General features: G+C 69.7%; 20 protein-coding genes. 17 read left to right on the forward strand and 3 right to left on the reverse strand.

Annotation, left to right across the window (positions count from 1 at the left end):
- The first annotated feature begins 23 nt into the window (after window positions 1-23).
- From rpsE to ACWDYF_RS18865, 14 genes are all read left to right on the forward strand, one after another.
- On the forward strand, window positions 24-629 hold the full coding sequence (rpsE, locus tag ACWDYF_RS18800; RefSeq protein WP_007494753.1) for a 30S ribosomal protein S5: 606 nt from the start codon (window positions 24-26) through the stop codon (window positions 627-629).
- Between the two features lie 2 nt (window positions 630-631).
- A complete protein-coding gene (gene rpmD, locus ACWDYF_RS18805) occupies window positions 632-814 on the forward strand; it encodes a 50S ribosomal protein L30 (protein ID WP_009190145.1) in 183 nt (60 codons plus the stop codon).
- A gap of 2 nt (window positions 815-816) precedes the next feature.
- A complete protein-coding gene (gene rplO / locus ACWDYF_RS18810; RefSeq protein WP_018564817.1) occupies window positions 817-1272 on the forward strand; it encodes a 50S ribosomal protein L15 in 456 nt (151 codons plus the stop codon).
- 242 nt (window positions 1273-1514) lie between these two features.
- A complete protein-coding gene (gene secY, locus ACWDYF_RS18815) occupies window positions 1515-2828 on the forward strand; it encodes a preprotein translocase subunit SecY (protein WP_018564818.1) in 1314 nt (437 codons plus the stop codon).
- The gene (locus ACWDYF_RS18820; protein ID WP_018564819.1) at window positions 2828-3490 is read left to right on the forward strand and encodes an adenylate kinase; all 663 of its coding nucleotides are present in this window, start codon (window positions 2828-2830) and stop codon (window positions 3488-3490) included. Before secY ends, ACWDYF_RS18820 begins: the two co-directional genes overlap by 1 nt.
- A 120-nt stretch (window positions 3491-3610) precedes the next feature.
- On the forward strand, window positions 3611-4447 hold the full coding sequence (gene map, locus ACWDYF_RS18825; RefSeq protein ID WP_389468982.1) for a type I methionyl aminopeptidase: 837 nt from the start codon (window positions 3611-3613) through the stop codon (window positions 4445-4447).
- A gap of 236 nt (window positions 4448-4683) precedes the next feature.
- Window positions 4684-4905, forward strand: coding sequence for a translation initiation factor IF-1 (infA, locus tag ACWDYF_RS18830; protein ID WP_004927214.1), 222 nt, complete (start codon window positions 4684-4686; stop codon window positions 4903-4905).
- Window positions 4906-4975: 70 nt separating this feature from the next.
- Window positions 4976-5089, forward strand: coding sequence for a 50S ribosomal protein L36 (gene rpmJ / locus ACWDYF_RS18835; protein WP_003998809.1), 114 nt, complete (start codon window positions 4976-4978; stop codon window positions 5087-5089).
- Window positions 5090-5291: 202 nt separating this feature from the next.
- Entirely contained in the window at window positions 5292-5672 is a 381-nt protein-coding gene (gene rpsM, locus ACWDYF_RS18840; RefSeq protein WP_018564821.1) for a 30S ribosomal protein S13, read from the forward strand.
- 66 nt (window positions 5673-5738) lie between these two features.
- Window positions 5739-6143, forward strand: coding sequence for a 30S ribosomal protein S11 (gene rpsK / locus ACWDYF_RS18845; RefSeq protein WP_003956432.1), 405 nt, complete (start codon window positions 5739-5741; stop codon window positions 6141-6143).
- Between the two features lie 140 nt (window positions 6144-6283).
- Window positions 6284-7306 carry a DNA-directed RNA polymerase subunit alpha gene (locus ACWDYF_RS18850; RefSeq protein ID WP_003966937.1) on the forward strand — a complete coding sequence of 341 codons (1023 nt, stop codon included), beginning with the start codon at window positions 6284-6286 and terminating at the stop codon, window positions 7304-7306.
- Window positions 7307-7475: 169 nt separating this feature from the next.
- On the forward strand, window positions 7476-7961 hold the full coding sequence (gene rplQ / locus ACWDYF_RS18855; RefSeq protein WP_018564822.1) for a 50S ribosomal protein L17: 486 nt from the start codon (window positions 7476-7478) through the stop codon (window positions 7959-7961).
- Between the two features lie 90 nt (window positions 7962-8051).
- Window positions 8052-8906 (forward strand): tRNA pseudouridine(38-40) synthase TruA, encoded by an 855-nt coding sequence (gene truA / locus ACWDYF_RS18860; protein WP_381736722.1) that lies wholly within the window; start codon window positions 8052-8054, stop codon window positions 8904-8906.
- Window positions 8907-8957: 51 nt separating this feature from the next.
- Window positions 8958-9755 carry a polyprenol monophosphomannose synthase gene (locus tag ACWDYF_RS18865; protein WP_389468993.1) on the forward strand — a complete coding sequence of 266 codons (798 nt, stop codon included), beginning with the start codon at window positions 8958-8960 and terminating at the stop codon, window positions 9753-9755.
- A 47-nt stretch (window positions 9756-9802) separates the two neighbouring features.
- On the opposite strand, the gene ACWDYF_RS18870 is transcribed toward ACWDYF_RS18865, so the two are convergent.
- Complete coding sequence (locus ACWDYF_RS18870) at window positions 9803-10681, reverse strand: hypothetical protein (RefSeq protein WP_381736720.1); 879 nt, start codon at window positions 10679-10681, stop codon at window positions 9803-9805.
- A gap of 317 nt (window positions 10682-10998) precedes the next feature.
- Here ACWDYF_RS18870 and rplM point away from each other — a divergent pair, with 317 nt between their 5' ends.
- From rplM to glmM, 3 genes are all read left to right on the forward strand, one after another.
- On the forward strand, window positions 10999-11442 hold the full coding sequence (rplM, locus tag ACWDYF_RS18875) for a 50S ribosomal protein L13 (protein WP_018564826.1): 444 nt from the start codon (window positions 10999-11001) through the stop codon (window positions 11440-11442).
- A 42-nt stretch (window positions 11443-11484) separates the two neighbouring features.
- Entirely contained in the window at window positions 11485-11997 is a 513-nt protein-coding gene (gene rpsI / locus ACWDYF_RS18880) for a 30S ribosomal protein S9 (protein WP_018564827.1), read from the forward strand.
- Window positions 11998-12281: 284 nt separating this feature from the next.
- Window positions 12282-13640, forward strand: coding sequence for a phosphoglucosamine mutase (gene glmM, locus ACWDYF_RS18885; RefSeq protein ID WP_389468998.1), 1359 nt, complete (start codon window positions 12282-12284; stop codon window positions 13638-13640).
- A gap of 30 nt (window positions 13641-13670) precedes the next feature.
- Here glmM and ACWDYF_RS18890 read toward each other — a convergent pair whose 3' ends face one another.
- Together ACWDYF_RS18890 and coaA are read right to left on the reverse strand one after the other, a co-directional pair.
- A complete protein-coding gene (locus ACWDYF_RS18890) occupies window positions 13671-14621 on the reverse strand; it encodes a DUF389 domain-containing protein (RefSeq protein ID WP_389469001.1) in 951 nt (316 codons plus the stop codon).
- 28 nt (window positions 14622-14649) lie between these two features.
- A complete protein-coding gene (coaA, locus tag ACWDYF_RS18895) occupies window positions 14650-15618 on the reverse strand; it encodes a type I pantothenate kinase (RefSeq protein ID WP_381736718.1) in 969 nt (322 codons plus the stop codon).
- Between the last annotated feature and the right edge of the window lie 138 nt (window positions 15619-15756).

Consider the following 15756-nt stretch of genomic DNA (forward strand, 5'->3'; position numbering starts at 1 on the left):
GGAAACAGAGAGAGGTAATTCCAATGGCTGGACCCCAGCGCCGCGGTGGCGGTGCCGGTGGCGGCGAGCGGCGGGACCGGAAGGGCCGTGACGGCGGCGCAGCTGCCGCCGAGAAGACCGCGTACGTCGAGCGCGTCGTCGCGATCAACCGTGTCGCCAAGGTTGTGAAGGGTGGTCGTCGCTTCAGCTTCACCGCGCTGGTCGTGGTGGGCGACGGTGACGGCACCGTGGGTGTCGGATACGGCAAGGCCAAGGAGGTGCCGGCCGCCATCGCCAAGGGTGTTGAGGAGGCCAAGAAGCACTTCTTCAAGGTCCCCCGCATCCAGGGCACCATCCCGCACCCGATCCAGGGTGAGAAGGCTGCCGGCGTCGTGCTGCTCAAGCCCGCGTCGCCCGGTACCGGTGTTATCGCCGGTGGTCCGGTGCGCGCCGTGCTCGAGTGCGCCGGTATCCACGACATCCTGTCGAAGTCCCTGGGCTCCGACAACGCGATCAACATCGTGCACGCCACCGTGGCGGCCCTCAAGGGCCTGCAGCGTCCCGAGGAGGTCGCGGCCCGCCGCGGTCTGCCCCTTGAGGACGTCGCCCCCGCGGCTCTCCTTCGTGCGCGTGCCGGGGCGGGTGCGTAATCATGGCGCAGCTCAAGATCACGCAGACGAAGTCCTACATCGGCAGCAAGCAGAACCACCGCGACACCCTGCGTTCCCTGGGCCTCAAGCGCCTGGGTGACGTGGTCGTCAAGGAGGATCGTCCCGAGTTCCGCGGCATGGTGCACACCGTCCGCCACCTCGTGACGGTCGAGGAGGTCGACTGATCATGGCGGAGCAGAACCCGCTCAAGATCCACAACCTCCGTCCCGCCCCGGGCGCCAAGACCGCCAAGACCCGTGTGGGTCGTGGTGAGGCGTCGAAGGGTAAGACGGCCGGTCGTGGTACCAAGGGCACCAAGGCCCGCTACCAGGTTCCGGAGCGCTTCGAGGGTGGCCAGATGCCCCTCCACATGCGTCTTCCGAAGCTGAAGGGCTTCAAGAACCCGTTCAAGACCGAGTACCAGGTCGTGAACCTCGACAAGCTGGCCGCGCTGTACCCCGAGGGTGGCGAGGTCACCGTCGAGGACCTGGTGGCCAAGGGTGCCGTTCGCAAGAACAGCCTCGTCAAGGTTCTCGGCCAGGGCGAGGTCTCCGTGGCGCTCCAGGTGACGGTCGACGCCGTCTCCGGGTCCGCCAAGGAGAAGATCACCGCCGCCGGCGGTAGCGTCACCGAGCTCGTCTGAAACCCTCGGACGTCTCGATGACCTGAACGTCCCGACCGGGGATACCCACAAATGGGGTATCCCCGGTTGGTCGTTCCTAGGGGGGCGGTATCGCCGGTAAGGTGGCCTGCACTGTCCACTTCCACCGGACGCCGCACCTCGGGCACCCGGAGCGGCAGTCGTCCGTTGTCCATTCGTCGTTCTCTGTTGGAACCTCAAAACCGTCACCCTGACGCACGTGCGCGGGGGTCGCAGGAGGCACCGTGCTCACCGGCTTCGCCCGGGCGTTCAGGACGCCCGACCTGCGCAAGAAGCTGCTCTTCACGCTCGGCATCGTCGTGGTGTACCGCGTCGGTACCCACGTCCCGATCCCGGGCGTCAACTACAAGGCCGTGCAGCAGTGCGTGACCGAGGCCTCGGGCAACCAGGGGCTGTTCGGTCTGGTCAACATGTTCAGCGGCGGCGCGCTGCTCCAGATCACGATCTTCGCCCTCGGGATCCTGCCGTACATCACGGCGAGCATCATTCTTCAGCTGCTGACCGTGGTGATCCCGCGGCTGGAGGCCCTCAAGAAGGAGGGCCAGTCCGGCACCGCGAAGATCACCCAGTACACCCGCTACCTGACGGTGGCGCTCGCCATCCTCCAGGGCACCGGCCTGGTGGCCACCGCCCGCAGCGGCGCCCTGTTCTCCGGGTGCACGGTGGCGTCGAGCATCGTCCCGGACCAGGCGATCTTCAACACCGTCGTCATGGTGATCTGCATGACCGCCGGCACCGTCACGGTCATGTGGCTCGGTGAGCTGATCACCGACCGCGGCATCGGCAACGGCATGTCGATCCTGATGTTCATCTCGATCGCCGCCACCTTCCCGTCGGCCCTGTGGTCGATCAAGAAGTCGGGCAAGCTGGCCGACGGCTGGATCGAGTTCGGCACCGTGCTCCTGGTCGGCCTGATCATGGTCGGTCTGGTCGTCTTCGTGGAGCAGGCCCAGCGCCGCATCCCGGTGCAGTACGCGAAGCGCATGATCGGCCGCCGGTCCTACGGCGGTACGTCGACGTACATCCCGCTCAAGGTGAACCAGGCGGGTGTGATCCCGGTCATCTTCGCCTCGTCGCTGCTCTACATCCCGGCGCTCGTCGCGCAGTTCTCCGGCGGCAACTCCGGGTGGAAGACCTGGGTCCAGCAGAACCTGACCAAGGGCGACCACCCGATCTACATCACCGCGTACTTCTTGCTCATCGTGTTCTTCGCGTTCTTCTACGTGGCGATCTCCTTCAACCCCGAAGAAGTCGCCGACAACATGAAGAAGTATGGTGGCTTCATCCCGGGCATCCGGGCTGGCCGACCGACCGCTGAGTACCTTTCGTACGTGCTCAACCGGATCACCTGGCCGGGTTCGCTGTACTTGGGTCTGATCGCTCTCGTGCCAACAGTGGCGTTGGTCGGCTTCGGGGCAAGCCAGAACTTCCCGTTCGGCGGTACCAGCATCCTGATCATCGTGGGTGTCGGTCTGGAGACGGTGAAGCAGATCGAGAGCCAGCTCCAGCAGCGCAATTACGAAGGGTTCCTCCGCTGATGCGAATCGTCCTCGTCGGGCCGCCTGGCGCAGGCAAGGGTACGCAGGCCACGCGCCTTGCAGAGAAGCTGTCGATCCCGCACATCTCCACGGGTGACCTGTTCCGCGCCAACATCAGCAGGCAGACGGAGCTGGGCAAGCTCGCGAAGTCCTACATGGACGCCGGCAACCTGGTCCCGGACGAGGTCACCATCGCGATGGCCAAGGACCGCATGGAGCAGCCGGACGCCGAGGGCGGGTTCCTGCTCGACGGGTTCCCGCGCAATGTGTCGCAGGCCGAGGCGCTGGACGAGACGCTCAGCAGCGAGGGCATCCGGCTGGACGCGGTGCTCGACCTGGAGGCTCCCGAGGACGAGGTCGTGAAGCGGATCGCCGGCCGGCGCATCTGCCGCAACGACTCCAGCCACGTCTTCCACGTGACGTACAGCAAGCCGCAGCAGGAAGGCGTCTGCGACGTCTGCGGCGGCGAGCTGTACCAGCGGGACGACGACCACGAGGACACCGTCCGCAAGCGGCTGGAGGTCTACCACACGCAGACCGAGCCGATCATCGACTACTACCGGAAGCAGGGCCTGGTCGTGACGATCTCGTCGCTGGGTCCGGTGGACGAGATCACGCGGCGCGCCCTGGAGGCGCTCAAGCGCGAGGACGCCACGCAGTAGTCATCACGACGGTCGCAGCCGCGGTCCCTTCGCCGGGGGCCGCGGCTGCGCTGTGGGCGCCCCGAGGCGCCCTTATGGTTGAAGAAGTCGGCCCCCGGTTCCGAGAAAGGCCCCGTCCCCATGGTGCAGATCAAGACCCCCGAGCAGATCGCCACGATGCGTGCGGCGGGGCTGGTCGTCGCCGCGATCCACGCGGCCACCCGGGAGGCGGCCGTACCGGGCGCGAGCACCAAGGACCTGGACCAGGTGGCCCGCAAGGTGCTGGCCGAGCACGACGCCAAGCCGAACTTCCTCGGCTACGGCGGCTTCCCCGCCACGATCTGCACCTCGGTCAACGAGGTGGTCGTGCACGGCATCCCCGCCGAGGACGTCGTCCTCAAGGACGGCGACATCATCTCCATCGACTGCGGCGCGATCGTCGACGGCTGGCACGGTGACGCGGCGTACACCGCCTTCGTCGGTTCCGGGCACGCCCCGGAACTGGTCGAGCTGTCGCGGGTGACCGAGGAGTCGATGTGGGCGGGCATCGCGGCCATGAAGCAGGGCAACCGGCTCGTGGACATCTCCCGTGCCGTCGAGACGTACATCCGCCGCCAGCCCAAGCCCGGCGGCGGCAAGTACGGGATCATCGAGGACTACGGCGGCCACGGCATCGGGACCGAGATGCACATGGACCCGCATCTGCTGAACTACGTCGACCGCCGCCGCGGCAAGGGTCCCAAGCTGGTCCCCGGCTTCTGCCTGGCCATCGAGCCCATGGTCTCCCTCGGCACCCCGAGGACCCGTGTCCTGGACGACGAGTGGACGGTCATCACCACGGACGGCACCTGGTCCTCGCACTGGGAGCACTCGGTGGCCCTGACCGAGGCGGGCCCGCTGGTCCTGACCTCCCCGGACGGCGGCCGCGCGAAGCTGGCCGAGCTGGGCGTGACGGCGGCGCCGGACCCGCTGGGCTGATTCCCGCCCGGCGCGGGCGCCGGCTCAGCCGCCCTCACCCGCGGCCCACGCTCGGACGAGTTGTCCGAGGGGGCCCGGCGTAACGATCTCCCGGGTGGGGCAGACTTTCCCGATTCGTGTTTCCGGGTGCGCTGACGTAGACTGACTCGTCGGCTCTCGTGCATCCGTATGTCCGCATGCGCCCGCAAGGGAAAGCACCGAGAGTCGATCAAGGTAGTCGATTCGAAGGGCGAAGCGTGGCCAAGAAGCAAGGTGCCATCGAGATCGAGGGCACTGTCGTCGAGTCTCTGCCGAACGCCATGTTCAGGGTCGAGCTCCAGAACGGCCACCAGGTCCTGGCACACATCAGCGGCAAGATGCGTATGCACTACATCCGCATCCTCCCTGACGACCGGGTCGTGGTGGAGCTTTCTCCGTACGACCTGACGCGTGGCCGGATCGTCTACCGGTACAAGTAGATCTTGCCCACGTCCCGTGGCCGCCAGGCCATGGGTCCGCCGGCAACTGACCCGGAGAACCTCACATCCCATGAAGGTCAAGCCGAGCGTCAAGAAGATCTGCGACAAGTGCAGGGTGATCCGCCGTCACGGTCGGGTCATGGTCATCTGCGAGAACCCGCGCCACAAGCAGCGCCAGGGCTGACGCACGACCGACCGCTCCCTCTGCACCGCAATCGCAGAGATTCGCGCGACGCGAGCTGAATATGTTCATACGCAGGACCCGAGCGGCGTGCGCGCACGCTCGACACCCCCGGTTCGGAGGCCGGGGACCCAGTTCGTACCTGGTACGGCGGCTGGGCACCGGTCCTGTGGAAGACCTCCGAAGATCAAACTGGAGCCATTGAATGGCACGCGTTTCCGGTGTTGACATCCCGCGCGAAAAGCGCGTGGAGGTCGCCCTGACCTATGTGTTCGGCATCGGCCGGACCCTGTCCCAGCAGACGCTGGACGCCACCGGCATCGACCCGAACACCCGCGTTCGCGACCTCTCCGAGGAGCAGCTCGTCGCGATCCGCGAGTACGTCGACAACAACATCAAGACCGAGGGTGACCTCCGTCGCGAGATCCAGGCCGACATCCGCCGCAAGGTCGAGATCGGCTGCTACCAGGGTCTGCGGCACCGCCGCGGTCTGCCCGTCCGCGGTCAGCGCACCAGCACGAACGCCCGTACCCGCAAGGGCCCGCGTCGCGCCATCGCCGGCAAGAAGAAGCCGGGCAAGAAGTAGTCCGCAGCGGACTCGCCGTCCAGCGGTCTTCGCTGTAGGACCGACCACCTCCCGTAGGAGAACGACATGCCCCCCAAGGGACGTCAGGGCGCTGCCAAGAAGGTGCGCCGCAAGGAAAAGAAGAACGTCGCTCACGGCCACGCGCACATCAAGAGCACGTTCAACAACACCATCGTTTCGATCACCGACCCCAGCGGCAACGTGATCTCCTGGGCCTCCGCCGGCCACGTCGGCTTCAAGGGCTCCCGCAAGTCCACGCCGTTCGCCGCGCAGATGGCCGCCGAGTCGGCTGCCCGCCGCGCCCAGGAGCACGGCATGCGCAAGGTCGACGTGTTCGTCAAGGGCCCGGGTTCCGGTCGTGAGACCGCCATCCGCTCGCTCCAGGCGACCGGTCTCGAGGTCGGCTCCATCCAGGACGTCACCCCGACCCCGCACAACGGCTGCCGCCCGCCGAAGCGCCGTCGCGTCTGACGCCGTCTCGCAGTGTGTGCCGGGCGGTACGGCTCCTTCGGGCCGTGCCGCCCGTACCCTTGCAGTATCCGCACCCCTTCGGGTGCGGTCCGTCGGGCGTCAAATAGCGGGCGCCCACGAATGAAGGATCTGATCCACAGATGCTGATCGCTCAGCGACCTTCGTTGACCGAAGAGGTCGTCGACGAGTTCCGCTCCCGGTTCGTCATCGAGCCGCTGGAGCCGGGCTTCGGCTACACCCTCGGCAACTCCCTGCGCCGTACCCTCCTCTCCTCGATCCCGGGTGCGGCGGTCACGTCCATCCGCATCGACGGCGTGCTGCACGAGTTCACCACCGTGCCGGGCGTCAAGGAGGACGTCACCGACCTGATCCTCAACATCAAGCAGCTGGTCGTCTCCTCGGAGCACGACGAGCCGGTCGTGATGTACCTGCGCAAGCAGGGCCCGGGTCTGGTCACCGCCGCCGACATCGCGCCCCCGGCCGGTGTCGAGGTGCACAACCCCGACCTCGTCCTCGCCACGCTCAACGGCAAGGGCAAGCTGGAGATGGAGCTGACCGTCGAGCGCGGTCGCGGCTATGTCTCCGCCGTGCAGAACAAGCAGGTGGGCCAGGAGATCGGCCGTATCCCGGTCGACTCCATCTACTCGCCGGTGCTCAAGGTCACGTACAAGGTCGAGGCCACCCGTGTCGAGCAGCGCACCGACTTCGACAAGCTGATCGTCGACGTCGAGACCAAGCAGGCGATGCGTCCGCGCGACGCCATGGCCTCCGCGGGCAAGACCCTGGTGGAGCTGTTCGGTCTCGCCCGCGAGCTGAACATCGACGCCGAGGGCATCGACATGGGTCCGTCCCCGACGGACGCCGCGCTCGCCGCCGATCTGGCGCTGCCGATCGAGGAGCTGGAGCTCACCGTTCGGTCGTACAACTGCCTCAAGCGCGAGGGCATCCACTCCGTGGGTGAGCTCGTCGCCCGCTCCGAGGCCGACCTGCTCGACATCCGCAACTTCGGTGCGAAGTCGATCGACGAGGTCAAGGCGAAGCTGGCCGGCATGGGCCTGGCCCTCAAGGACAGCCCGCCCGGATTCGACCCGACCGCCGCCGCGGACGCCTTCGGCGCCGACGACGACGCGGACGCCGGGTTCGTCGAGACCGAGCAGTACTGACAGCTCGGGACCGACGGTCCTGCCGGGTGCGGGGGCGCTGTGCCTGATCGCGCAGTTCCCCGCGCCCCTTCCGGGGCTGGAAGGCCCCGGATCTCCGACAGGCGACCGCCTGCTCGGATACTGACTCCGGTACCTCGTACGGCCGGGGCAGACACCTAGGAGAAACATCATGCCGAGGCCCACCAAGGGTGCCCGTCTGGGCGGCAGCGCCGCGCACGAGAAGCTCCTCCTCGCGAACCTCGCGAAGGCGCTGTTCGAGCACGGCCGTATCACCACCACCGAGGCGAAGGCCCGCCGCCTGCGCCCGTACGCCGAGCGTCTGGTCACCAAGGCGAAGAAGGGCGACCTTCACAACCGCCGTCAGGTGCTCCAGGTCATCACGGACAAGAGCGTCGTCCACACGCTCTTCACCGAGATCGGCCCGCGGTACGAGAACCGTCCCGGTGGCTACACCCGCATCACCAAGATCGGTAACCGCCGTGGCGACAACGCGCCCATGGCCGTCATCGAGCTGGTCGAGGCGCTGACGGTGCAGCAGAACGCCGTGGGCGAGGCCGAGGCCGCCACCAAGCGTGCGGTCAAGGAGGCCGAGGAGGCCAAGGTCGAGCAGACCGAGGCCACCGAGGCTCCGGCCGAGGAGTCCAAGGACGCCTGAGGCTGATGCCTGAAGCGGGCCCGTCCCTTTCCGGGGGCGGGCCCGCTTCCGTGTTTTCCGGACCGGCGGGTGTCCTGAGAGGATTCCGCCGTGAGTGACGAAGCAGAGCCCGGTCATGTCCGCGTCCGCCTCGACCTGTCCTACGACGGCGGCGGCTTCCACGGCTGGGCCAAGCAGGCCGGCGGGAAGCGCACCGTGCAGGGCGAGATCGAGGACGCGCTGCGCACGGTCACGCGCTCGCGGCGGACGTACGAGCTGACCGTGGCCGGGCGGACCGACGCCGGGGTGCACGCGCGCGGCCAGGTGGCCCACGTGGACCTGCCGGAGGAGGTCTGGCGCGAGCACCACGAGAAGCTGCTCAAGCGGCTCGCCGGGCGGCTGCCCAAGGACGTGCGGGTCTGGGCGCTGCGGCCCGCCCCGAGCGGGTTCAACGCCCGTTTCTCCGCCGTCTGGCGCCGCTACGCCTACCGGGTCACCGACAACCCGGGCGGGGTCGACCCGCTGCTGCGCGGGCACGTCCTGTGGCACGACTGGCCGCTGGACGTCGACGCCATGAACGAGGCCGCCCGCGCCCTGCTCGGCGAGCACGACTTCGCCGCGTACTGCAAGAAGCGCGAGGGCGCGACCACCATCCGCACCCTCCAGCAGCTCGGTCTGGAGCGCGGGGCGGACGGGATCGTCACGGCCACGGTCCGCGCGGACGCGTTCTGCCACAACATGGTGCGCTCGCTGATCGGCGCGCTGCTCTTCGTCGGCGACGGCCACCGGCCGCCCGACTGGCCGGGAAAGGTGCTGGCCGCGGGCGTACGGGACTCCGCCGTGCATGTGGTGCGGCCGCACGGGCTGACGCTGGAGGAGGTCGGCTACCCGGCCGACGAGCTGCTGGCCGCGCGCAGCCGGGAGGCCCGCAACAAGCGGTCGCTCCCGGCCGCCGGCTGCTGCTGAGCGGGCACCGCCCGGGGCGGGCGGGCAGCGGTGAGGGAGGCGGAGGAGCCGATGGGGCGATCTGGCGACGGCGGGGACGGCGGGGACGGCGGGGACGGCGGCGGTGAGGACGCGCGGGTCACGGTGGTGATGCCGACGTACGACGAGGCGGGGAGCCTGCCGCGCACGGCGGCGGCGGTGCTGGGGCTGCCGCTGGCCGGGCTGCGGCTGCTGGTGGTCGACGACGCCAGTCCGGACGGCACCGGCCGGATCGCGGAGGAGCTGGCGCGGGAGTACGGCACGGCCGGTGCCGGGGGCGGCGCCCGGATGCGGGTGCTGCACCGCACGGCGAAGGACGGTCTCGGCCGGGCCTACGTCGCGGGCATGACGGCCGCGCTGGCGGACGGCGCCGACTGGGTGGTGCAGATGGACGCCGACGGCAGCCACCCGGCGGAGGCGGTGCCGCGCATGCTGCGCGAGGCGCTCACCACGGGCGCCGGGCTCGTGGTGGGCAGCCGGTACGCGGCGGGCGGCTCGCTGGACGAGGAGTGGGGCGCGCACCGGGTGCTGCTGTCCCGGTTCGCGAACGCCTACGCGCGCGCCGTGCTCGGTACGCGGATCAAGGACATCACGGCGGGCTTCAACCTGTGGTCGGCGGCGGTCCTGCGCGAGGTGGGCCTCTCGACGCTGGACAGCGCGGGCTACAGCTTCCAGGTCGAGCTGAAGTACCGGGCGGTGCGGGCGGGGCACCGGGCCGCCGAGGTGCCGATCCGGTTCGGGCAGCGCGCCGAGGGTGTGTCGAAGATGACGCTGCGCACCCAGCTGGAGTCGGCGGTGGTGCCGCTGCGGCTGAGGCTGCGGCGCCGTTAGGACAGGTCCTGGAGGACAGGTCCTGGCGGCCGGGCCCGCCCCCGCGGCTACCGGGTGGCGGCCGCGGACGCCTGGGCCTCGCCGCGCCGGCGGATCTGCCGGAACGCGTACTCGGCGAGGTCGTCGCCGGTGCGGAAGACCTTGGTGTCCTTGGTCGTGACGTCCTTGTCGCCGGGGAAGCCGGCGAGGGTGAAGTAGGCGTAGCGGCCGTAGGAGTTGGTGGTGGAGCGGCAGACCGCGCCGGAGCAGAAGTCCTTGACGCCGCTGCCGGTGAGCGGCTTGACGATGCTCTTCTTGTCGGTCTGGCTCTTGGCCTTGGCCGCCTGTGCCGCGCTGTCGAAGACGGCGACACCGACGGTGACGTCGACGCCGTCACGGGTGTAGGTGGCGCGGATCACACGGGTGCAGCCGTTGCCGGTGAGGGCCTTGGCCAGGCTGCCCTGGACGGCGGAGGCGCAGTCCTTGGTGTCGGCGGTGGGGCCCTTGGCGTAGGCGGCCTCGTTCATGGTGAGGCGGGTGCCGGGGAAGAGGGTGTCCGGGCCGAGGGGGGCCGTGTCCTTGCGCGCGCTGGATATGAAGTCCTTCGGGTCCAGCGGGGGCGGGGCGGTGGTCGGCTCGAAGGAGGGCGCCCCGGCCGAGCCGCTCGGCAGGGCGGCGGTGGAGGGCAGCTGGGAGGCGTGGCCGCCGGAGGTGTCGTCGTCGCTGTTCGCGGACACCACGGCGACGGCGACGGCCGCGCCCACGGCGACCGTGGCCAGCGCGCCGCCCCCGATGAACAGCAGCCTGCGCCGCTTGTTCCGGGTCGCGGACGCCTCGGCGAGTGCCGCCCAGTCCGGGGTCTGGTCGTCGCCGCCGGACGGTTGCTGAGAATGCGGTGTCCACGGGTCCCACTGGGACTGCGGACCGCCCCCCTGCCCATAGCTCATGGGGCGCATCTTAACGGCGCCCGCCGCGGGCGCCGCCCGCCGTGGCAGGAGCCCGCCGCCCGTACACTGGGTCGCGGAACACGCGGGAACGACCCGGGCAACCCCGTTTTGACCCCCGGAGTGCCGCACGGGTATCCTGCATGTTCGTTGTGTATTGGCTTGGCTCTTCTCACGGACCCGGCCCTTACACCGGTCCACCGGGCCGATGACCAGCGACCAGCACGCGGTTTGCGTCACCGCTGTGCGGTCAGGGCTGTCGTGATCGTCTTCGGTGACCTTGTCAGGACCATTCACTGAAGAAGCGAAGGCTACGAACCGTGCGTACGTACAGCCCCAAGCCCGGCGACATCACGCGCCAGTGGCACGTCATCGACGCCCAGGACGTCGTCCTGGGTCGTCTGGCGACCACTGCCGCCACTCTCCTGCGCGGCAAGCACAAGCCGATCTACGCGCCGCACGTCGACGCTGGTGACTTCGTCATCATCATCAACGCCGACAAGGTGCACCTGTCCGGCAACAAGCGGCAGCAGAAGCTGGCGTACCGCCACTCCGGCTACCCGGGTGGTCTGCGGTCCGTCCGCTACGACGACCTGCTCGCGAACAACCCCGAGAAGGCCGTCGAGAAGGCCGTCAAGGGCATGCTCCCCAAGAACACCCTGGGCCGTCAGATGCTCTCGAAGCTGAAGGTCTACAGGGGTGACCAGCACCCGCACGGCGCCCAGCAGCCGGTGCCGTTCGAGATCACCCAGGTCGCGCAGTAAGTCCGGCCACCCCCTAAGACCGAAGAGAATCTGAGGAGAATCGTGGCCGAGACCACTGCCGAGCAGCCGCTCGAAGAGCTTGACATCGACAGCTACACCACCGAGTCCGAGGTGCCCGTCGAGGGCGAGTACACCTCCGAGTCGATGGCCTCCCGTTTCGGTGAGCCGCAGCCGGCCGCCGGCCTGGGCCGCCGCAAGAACGCCATCGCCCGTGTCCGGATCGTCCCGGGCACCGGCAAGTGGAAGATCAACGGTCGCACCCTCGAGGACTACTTCCCGAACAAGGTGCACCAGCAGGAAGTCAACGAGCCCTTCAAGGTGCTGGAGCTCGAAGGCCGTTACGACGTCGTCGCCCGCATCTCCGGCGGCGGTGTCTCCGGTCAGGCCGGTGCCCTCCGTCTCGGTGTCGCCCGCGCCCTGAACGAGGCCGACGTCGACAACAACCGCGGCCCGCTCAAGAAGGCCGGCTTCCTCAAGCGCGACGACCGTGCGGTCGAGCGCAAGAAGGCCGGTCTGAAGAAGGCCCGCAAGGCTCCGCAGTACAGCAAGCGCTAAACAGCGGCTGCCTGCGGACAGGCCTACTCCGAACGCCCCGGCGGCACGCCATTGTGCCGCCGGGGCGTTCGTTTATCACCGGCCTTGGGCGTATAACGGCACAAGGTGCTCAAGTGCTCAGCCGCACAGGTGCTCAGCGGATGGTCCGACCGGATGTCCGGATCCGGCGGGGTCCGGCTACCGGGATCCGCGGGCGCACCGGGACCATCGAACCCAGTGAACGGTGAACGCGCGTCGGACATCACGGCACGGCTTCACGAACTGACGCTTTCTCAGGAGGACAAGTGGGACGACTCTTCGGCACGGACGGCGTGCGTGGCGTCGCCAACGCGGACCTGACCGCCGAGATGGCGCTCGGCCTGTCCGTCGCCGCGGCGCACGTACTGGCCGAGGCGGGCACCTTCGAGGGGCACCGCCCGAAGGCCGTGGTCGGCCGGGACCCGCGCGCCTCCGGTGAGTTCCTGGAGGCCGCCGTGGTCGCGGGCCTGGCCAGCGCCGGTGTGGACGTGCTGCGGGTCGGCGTGCTGCCGACGCCCGCCGTCGCGTATCTGACCGGCTCGCTCGGCGCTGACCTCGGCGTGATGCTCTCGGCCAGCCACAACGCCATGCCGGACAACGGCATCAAGTTCTTCGCCCGCGGCGGGCACAAGCTCGCCGACGAGCTGGAGGACCGGATCGAGAAGATCTACCAGGAGCACCGCACGGGCGCCCCCTGGGACCGGCCGACCGGCGCCGGGGTCGGCCGGGTGCGCGACTACGACGAGGGCTTCGACAAGTACGTCGCCCATCTCGTCGGGGTCCTGCCCAACCGGCTCGACGGCCTGCGGATCGTGCTGGACGAGGCGCACGGCGCCGCCGCCCGGGTCTCGCCCGAGGCGTTCGCGCGGGCCGGTGCCGAGGTCGTCACCATCGGTGCCGAACCGGACGGCCTCAACATCAACGACGGCTGCGGCTCCACCCACCTGGGCCAGCTCAAGGCCGCCGTCGTCGCGCACGGCGCCCACCTCGGCATCGCGCACGACGGCGACGCCGACCGCTGCCTGGCCGTGGACCACACCGGCGAGGAGATCGACGGCGACCAGATCCTGGCCGTGCTCGCGCTGGCGATGCGGGAGCGTTCCGCGCTGCGCTCCGACACCGTCGTCGCGACCGTCATGTCCAACCTGGGCTTCAAGCTGGCCATGGAGCGCGAGGGCATCCACCTCGTGCAGACCGGTGTCGGTGACCGGTACGTCCTGGAGGAGATGAAGTCCGGCGGGTTCGCCCTCGGCGGCGAGCAGTCCGGCCACGTCATCATCCTCGACCACGCCACCACCGGCGACGGCACGCTGACCGGCCTGATGCTGGCGGCCCGGGTCGCGGACACCGGCCGTACGCTGCGGGACCTGGCCGGGGTGATGGAGCGCCTGCCGCAGGTCCTGGTCAATGTGCCGGACGTGGACAAGTCCCGGGTGCGGACCTCCGCCGACCTGGCCACCGCGGTCGCCGAGGCCGAGCACGAGCTGGGCCAGACCGGCCGGGTGCTGCTGCGCCCGTCGGGCACCGAGCCGCTGGTGCGGGTGATGGTCGAGGCCGCGGACATCGAGCAGGCCCGCTCGGTGGCGGGACGGCTGGCGGACGCGGTGAAGTCGGCGCTGGGCTGAAGAGCGTGAGCACGCGGTGCGCCGGGCGTCCTACGGGCGCCCGGCGGGCCTGCGCATCCGGGCGCGCTGGGTGGACCACAGCCACTTCTGGAGGAGCAGGGTGAGGGTCCCGGCGAGCACGATGCCGAAGAGGTTCAGCAGGAGCTGCTTGCTGGAACCCCAGGTCTGGGCGGTGTCGCCGTAGGCGAGGGCGACGGCCGCGTTGGCGGCGGCCGGGACGGTGGTCACCGAGATCGCCACGCCGACCAGGGCGCCGGACTTGGCGGAGGTCAGCGAGAGCGTGCCGGCGGCCCCGGCGAGGACCGCCACCACGAAGGAGAACGCGTCGGGCGCGTACACGAAGCTGGTGTTGGGCCGGGGCGCCTCCAGCTTCGCCCTGCTGAACAGGCCGAGCACGTCCATGAACAGGCTGAAACCCACGGTCACGGCCATCGCCAGCGCGAACCCGGCCAGCAGCGCGACCAGTGAGCGCAGCGCGAGCCGCGGCGCCCGCCGCACCAGGGCCGTGCTGACCCCGGCCAGCGGGCCGAACTCCGGGCCCACGGCCATCGCGCCGACGATCAGCACGGCGTTGTCGAGCACCACACCGCAGGCCGCGATCATGGTGGCCAGGGTGATGAACGCCAGATAGGTGATCGACAGCGTCGACTCCTCGTGGGTGGCGTCGGTCAGCTCCTCCCACAGCACCGCGTCGGCGGCCTCGCCCGGTGCCTCCTCCTCGGCCCGCTCCGCCCGGTCGGACAGCGTCAGGTCGATGCTCTCCACGGCGATGGAACCGCTGCGGTCGATGCCCAGCTCCCGCAGTCCGCCGAGGAGTTCGTCGGCGGCCTCGCGGGCGACGTCGCACATCACGACGTCCCCGGCGGGGCTGCGGGCGGCGCCCGGCAGCACCACGAGGTGGGCGGTGCCGACCGTTCCCTCGATCAGCGCCGCGACCTCGTCGGTGCGGCCGGCGGGGGTGATCAGTCGCAGATGCAGCATGCGGGGCAGCGTAGACGCCGCCGCGGCCTCACAGCTTGCGCAGCCGCAGCCGCTGCACCTTGTGGTCGGGACCCTTGCGCACGACGAGGGTGGCCCGGCCGCGGGTGGGGGCGATGTTCTCCACCAGGTTCGGCCGGTTGATGGTCCGCCACATGGTGCGGGCGTAGTCGAGGGCCTCGTCCTCGGACACCTGGGTGTACCTGCGGAAGTACGAGGAGGGGTCCTGGAAGGCGGTGTCGCGCAGCTTGCGGAACCGGTTCAGGTACCAGCGCTCGATGTCCTCGGTGCGCGCGTCGACGTAGACGCTGAAGTCGAAGTAGTCGGCGAGCCCGACCCGGGTGCGGCCGTCCTGCCCCGGCAGCGCGGGCTGGAGGACGTTCAGGCCCTCCACGATCAGGATGTCCGGGCGGCGGACGGTCAGCTTCTCGCCGGGCACGATGTCGTAGATCAGGTGCGAGTAGACGGGCGCGGTCACCTCCGCCTTGCCCGCCTTCACATCGGCGACGAACCGGGTGAGCGCCCGGCGGTCGTACGACTCCGGGAACCCCTTGTGGGACATCAGGCCGCGCGCCTGGAGCTCCCGGGTCGGCAGCAGGAACCCGTCCGTGGTCACCCGCTCCACCCGGGGGTGCTCGGGCCAGCGCGACAGCAGCGCCTGGAGCAGCCGGGCCACCGTCGACTTGCCGACCGCGACCGATCCCGCCACCCCTATGACGAACGGCGTCCCGGACTGCGAGCCCTGCTCGCCGAGGAACGTGTTCAGCGCGCCGCGCAGCCCGTCGGTCGCGCCGACGTAGAGGTTGAGCAGCCGGGACAGCGGCAGGTACACGTCCCGCACCTCGTCCAGGTCGATGACGTCCCCGAGCCCGCGCACCCGCTCCACCTCCTCGGCGGTGAGCGGCAGCGGCGTCTTGTCACGCAGCGCGCTCCACTCGTCACGAGTGAGGTCGACATAGGGAGTCGCCTCCGGCCTTGACCGGTGGGCGCTCCGCGGCATCGAGGGCACCGGAGAGATCACAGTCCATTGTTAACGGAGTTCGAACGCGGCGGGGGGTGGGGTCGGTCACGTGGCGGCGGCCGCGCGCGGTTCGTACCCCCGTGGGAATTTCCGAATTCGGGCAGGCGGCGGCCGGTT

It is taken from the genome of Streptomyces sp. NPDC003284 (genome assembly GCF_053589675.1).

What these genes read in the sequence shown, in the direction of transcription:
- rpsE (WP_007494753.1), top strand. Translation starts at nt 24, where the DNA reads ATGGCTGGACCCCAGCGCCGCGGTGGCGGTGCCGGTGGCGGCGAGCGG.
- rpmD (WP_009190145.1), top strand. Translation starts at nt 632, where the DNA reads ATGGCGCAGCTCAAGATCACGCAGACGAAGTCCTACATCGGCAGCAAG.
- rplO (WP_018564817.1), top strand. Translation starts at nt 817, where the DNA reads ATGGCGGAGCAGAACCCGCTCAAGATCCACAACCTCCGTCCCGCCCCG.
- ACWDYF_RS18820 (WP_018564819.1), top strand. Translation starts at nt 2,828, where the DNA reads ATGCGAATCGTCCTCGTCGGGCCGCCTGGCGCAGGCAAGGGTACGCAG.
- map (WP_389468982.1), top strand. Translation starts at nt 3,611, where the DNA reads ATGGTGCAGATCAAGACCCCCGAGCAGATCGCCACGATGCGTGCGGCG.
- rpmJ (WP_003998809.1), top strand. Translation starts at nt 4,976, where the DNA reads ATGAAGGTCAAGCCGAGCGTCAAGAAGATCTGCGACAAGTGCAGGGTG.
- rpsM (WP_018564821.1), top strand. Translation starts at nt 5,292, where the DNA reads ATGGCACGCGTTTCCGGTGTTGACATCCCGCGCGAAAAGCGCGTGGAG.
- rpsK (WP_003956432.1), top strand. Translation starts at nt 5,739, where the DNA reads ATGCCCCCCAAGGGACGTCAGGGCGCTGCCAAGAAGGTGCGCCGCAAG.
- ACWDYF_RS18850 (WP_003966937.1), top strand. Translation starts at nt 6,284, where the DNA reads ATGCTGATCGCTCAGCGACCTTCGTTGACCGAAGAGGTCGTCGACGAG.
- rplQ (WP_018564822.1), top strand. Translation starts at nt 7,476, where the DNA reads ATGCCGAGGCCCACCAAGGGTGCCCGTCTGGGCGGCAGCGCCGCGCAC.
- ACWDYF_RS18865 (WP_389468993.1), top strand. Translation starts at nt 8,958, where the DNA reads ATGGGGCGATCTGGCGACGGCGGGGACGGCGGGGACGGCGGGGACGGC.
- ACWDYF_RS18870 (WP_381736720.1), bottom strand. Translation starts at nt 10,681, where the DNA reads ATGAGCTATGGGCAGGGGGGCGGTCCGCAGTCCCAGTGGGACCCGTGG.
- ACWDYF_RS18890 (WP_389469001.1), bottom strand. Translation starts at nt 14,621, where the DNA reads ATGCTGCATCTGCGACTGATCACCCCCGCCGGCCGCACCGACGAGGTC.
- coaA (WP_381736718.1), bottom strand. Translation starts at nt 15,618, where the DNA reads ATGCCGCGGAGCGCCCACCGGTCAAGGCCGGAGGCGACTCCCTATGTC.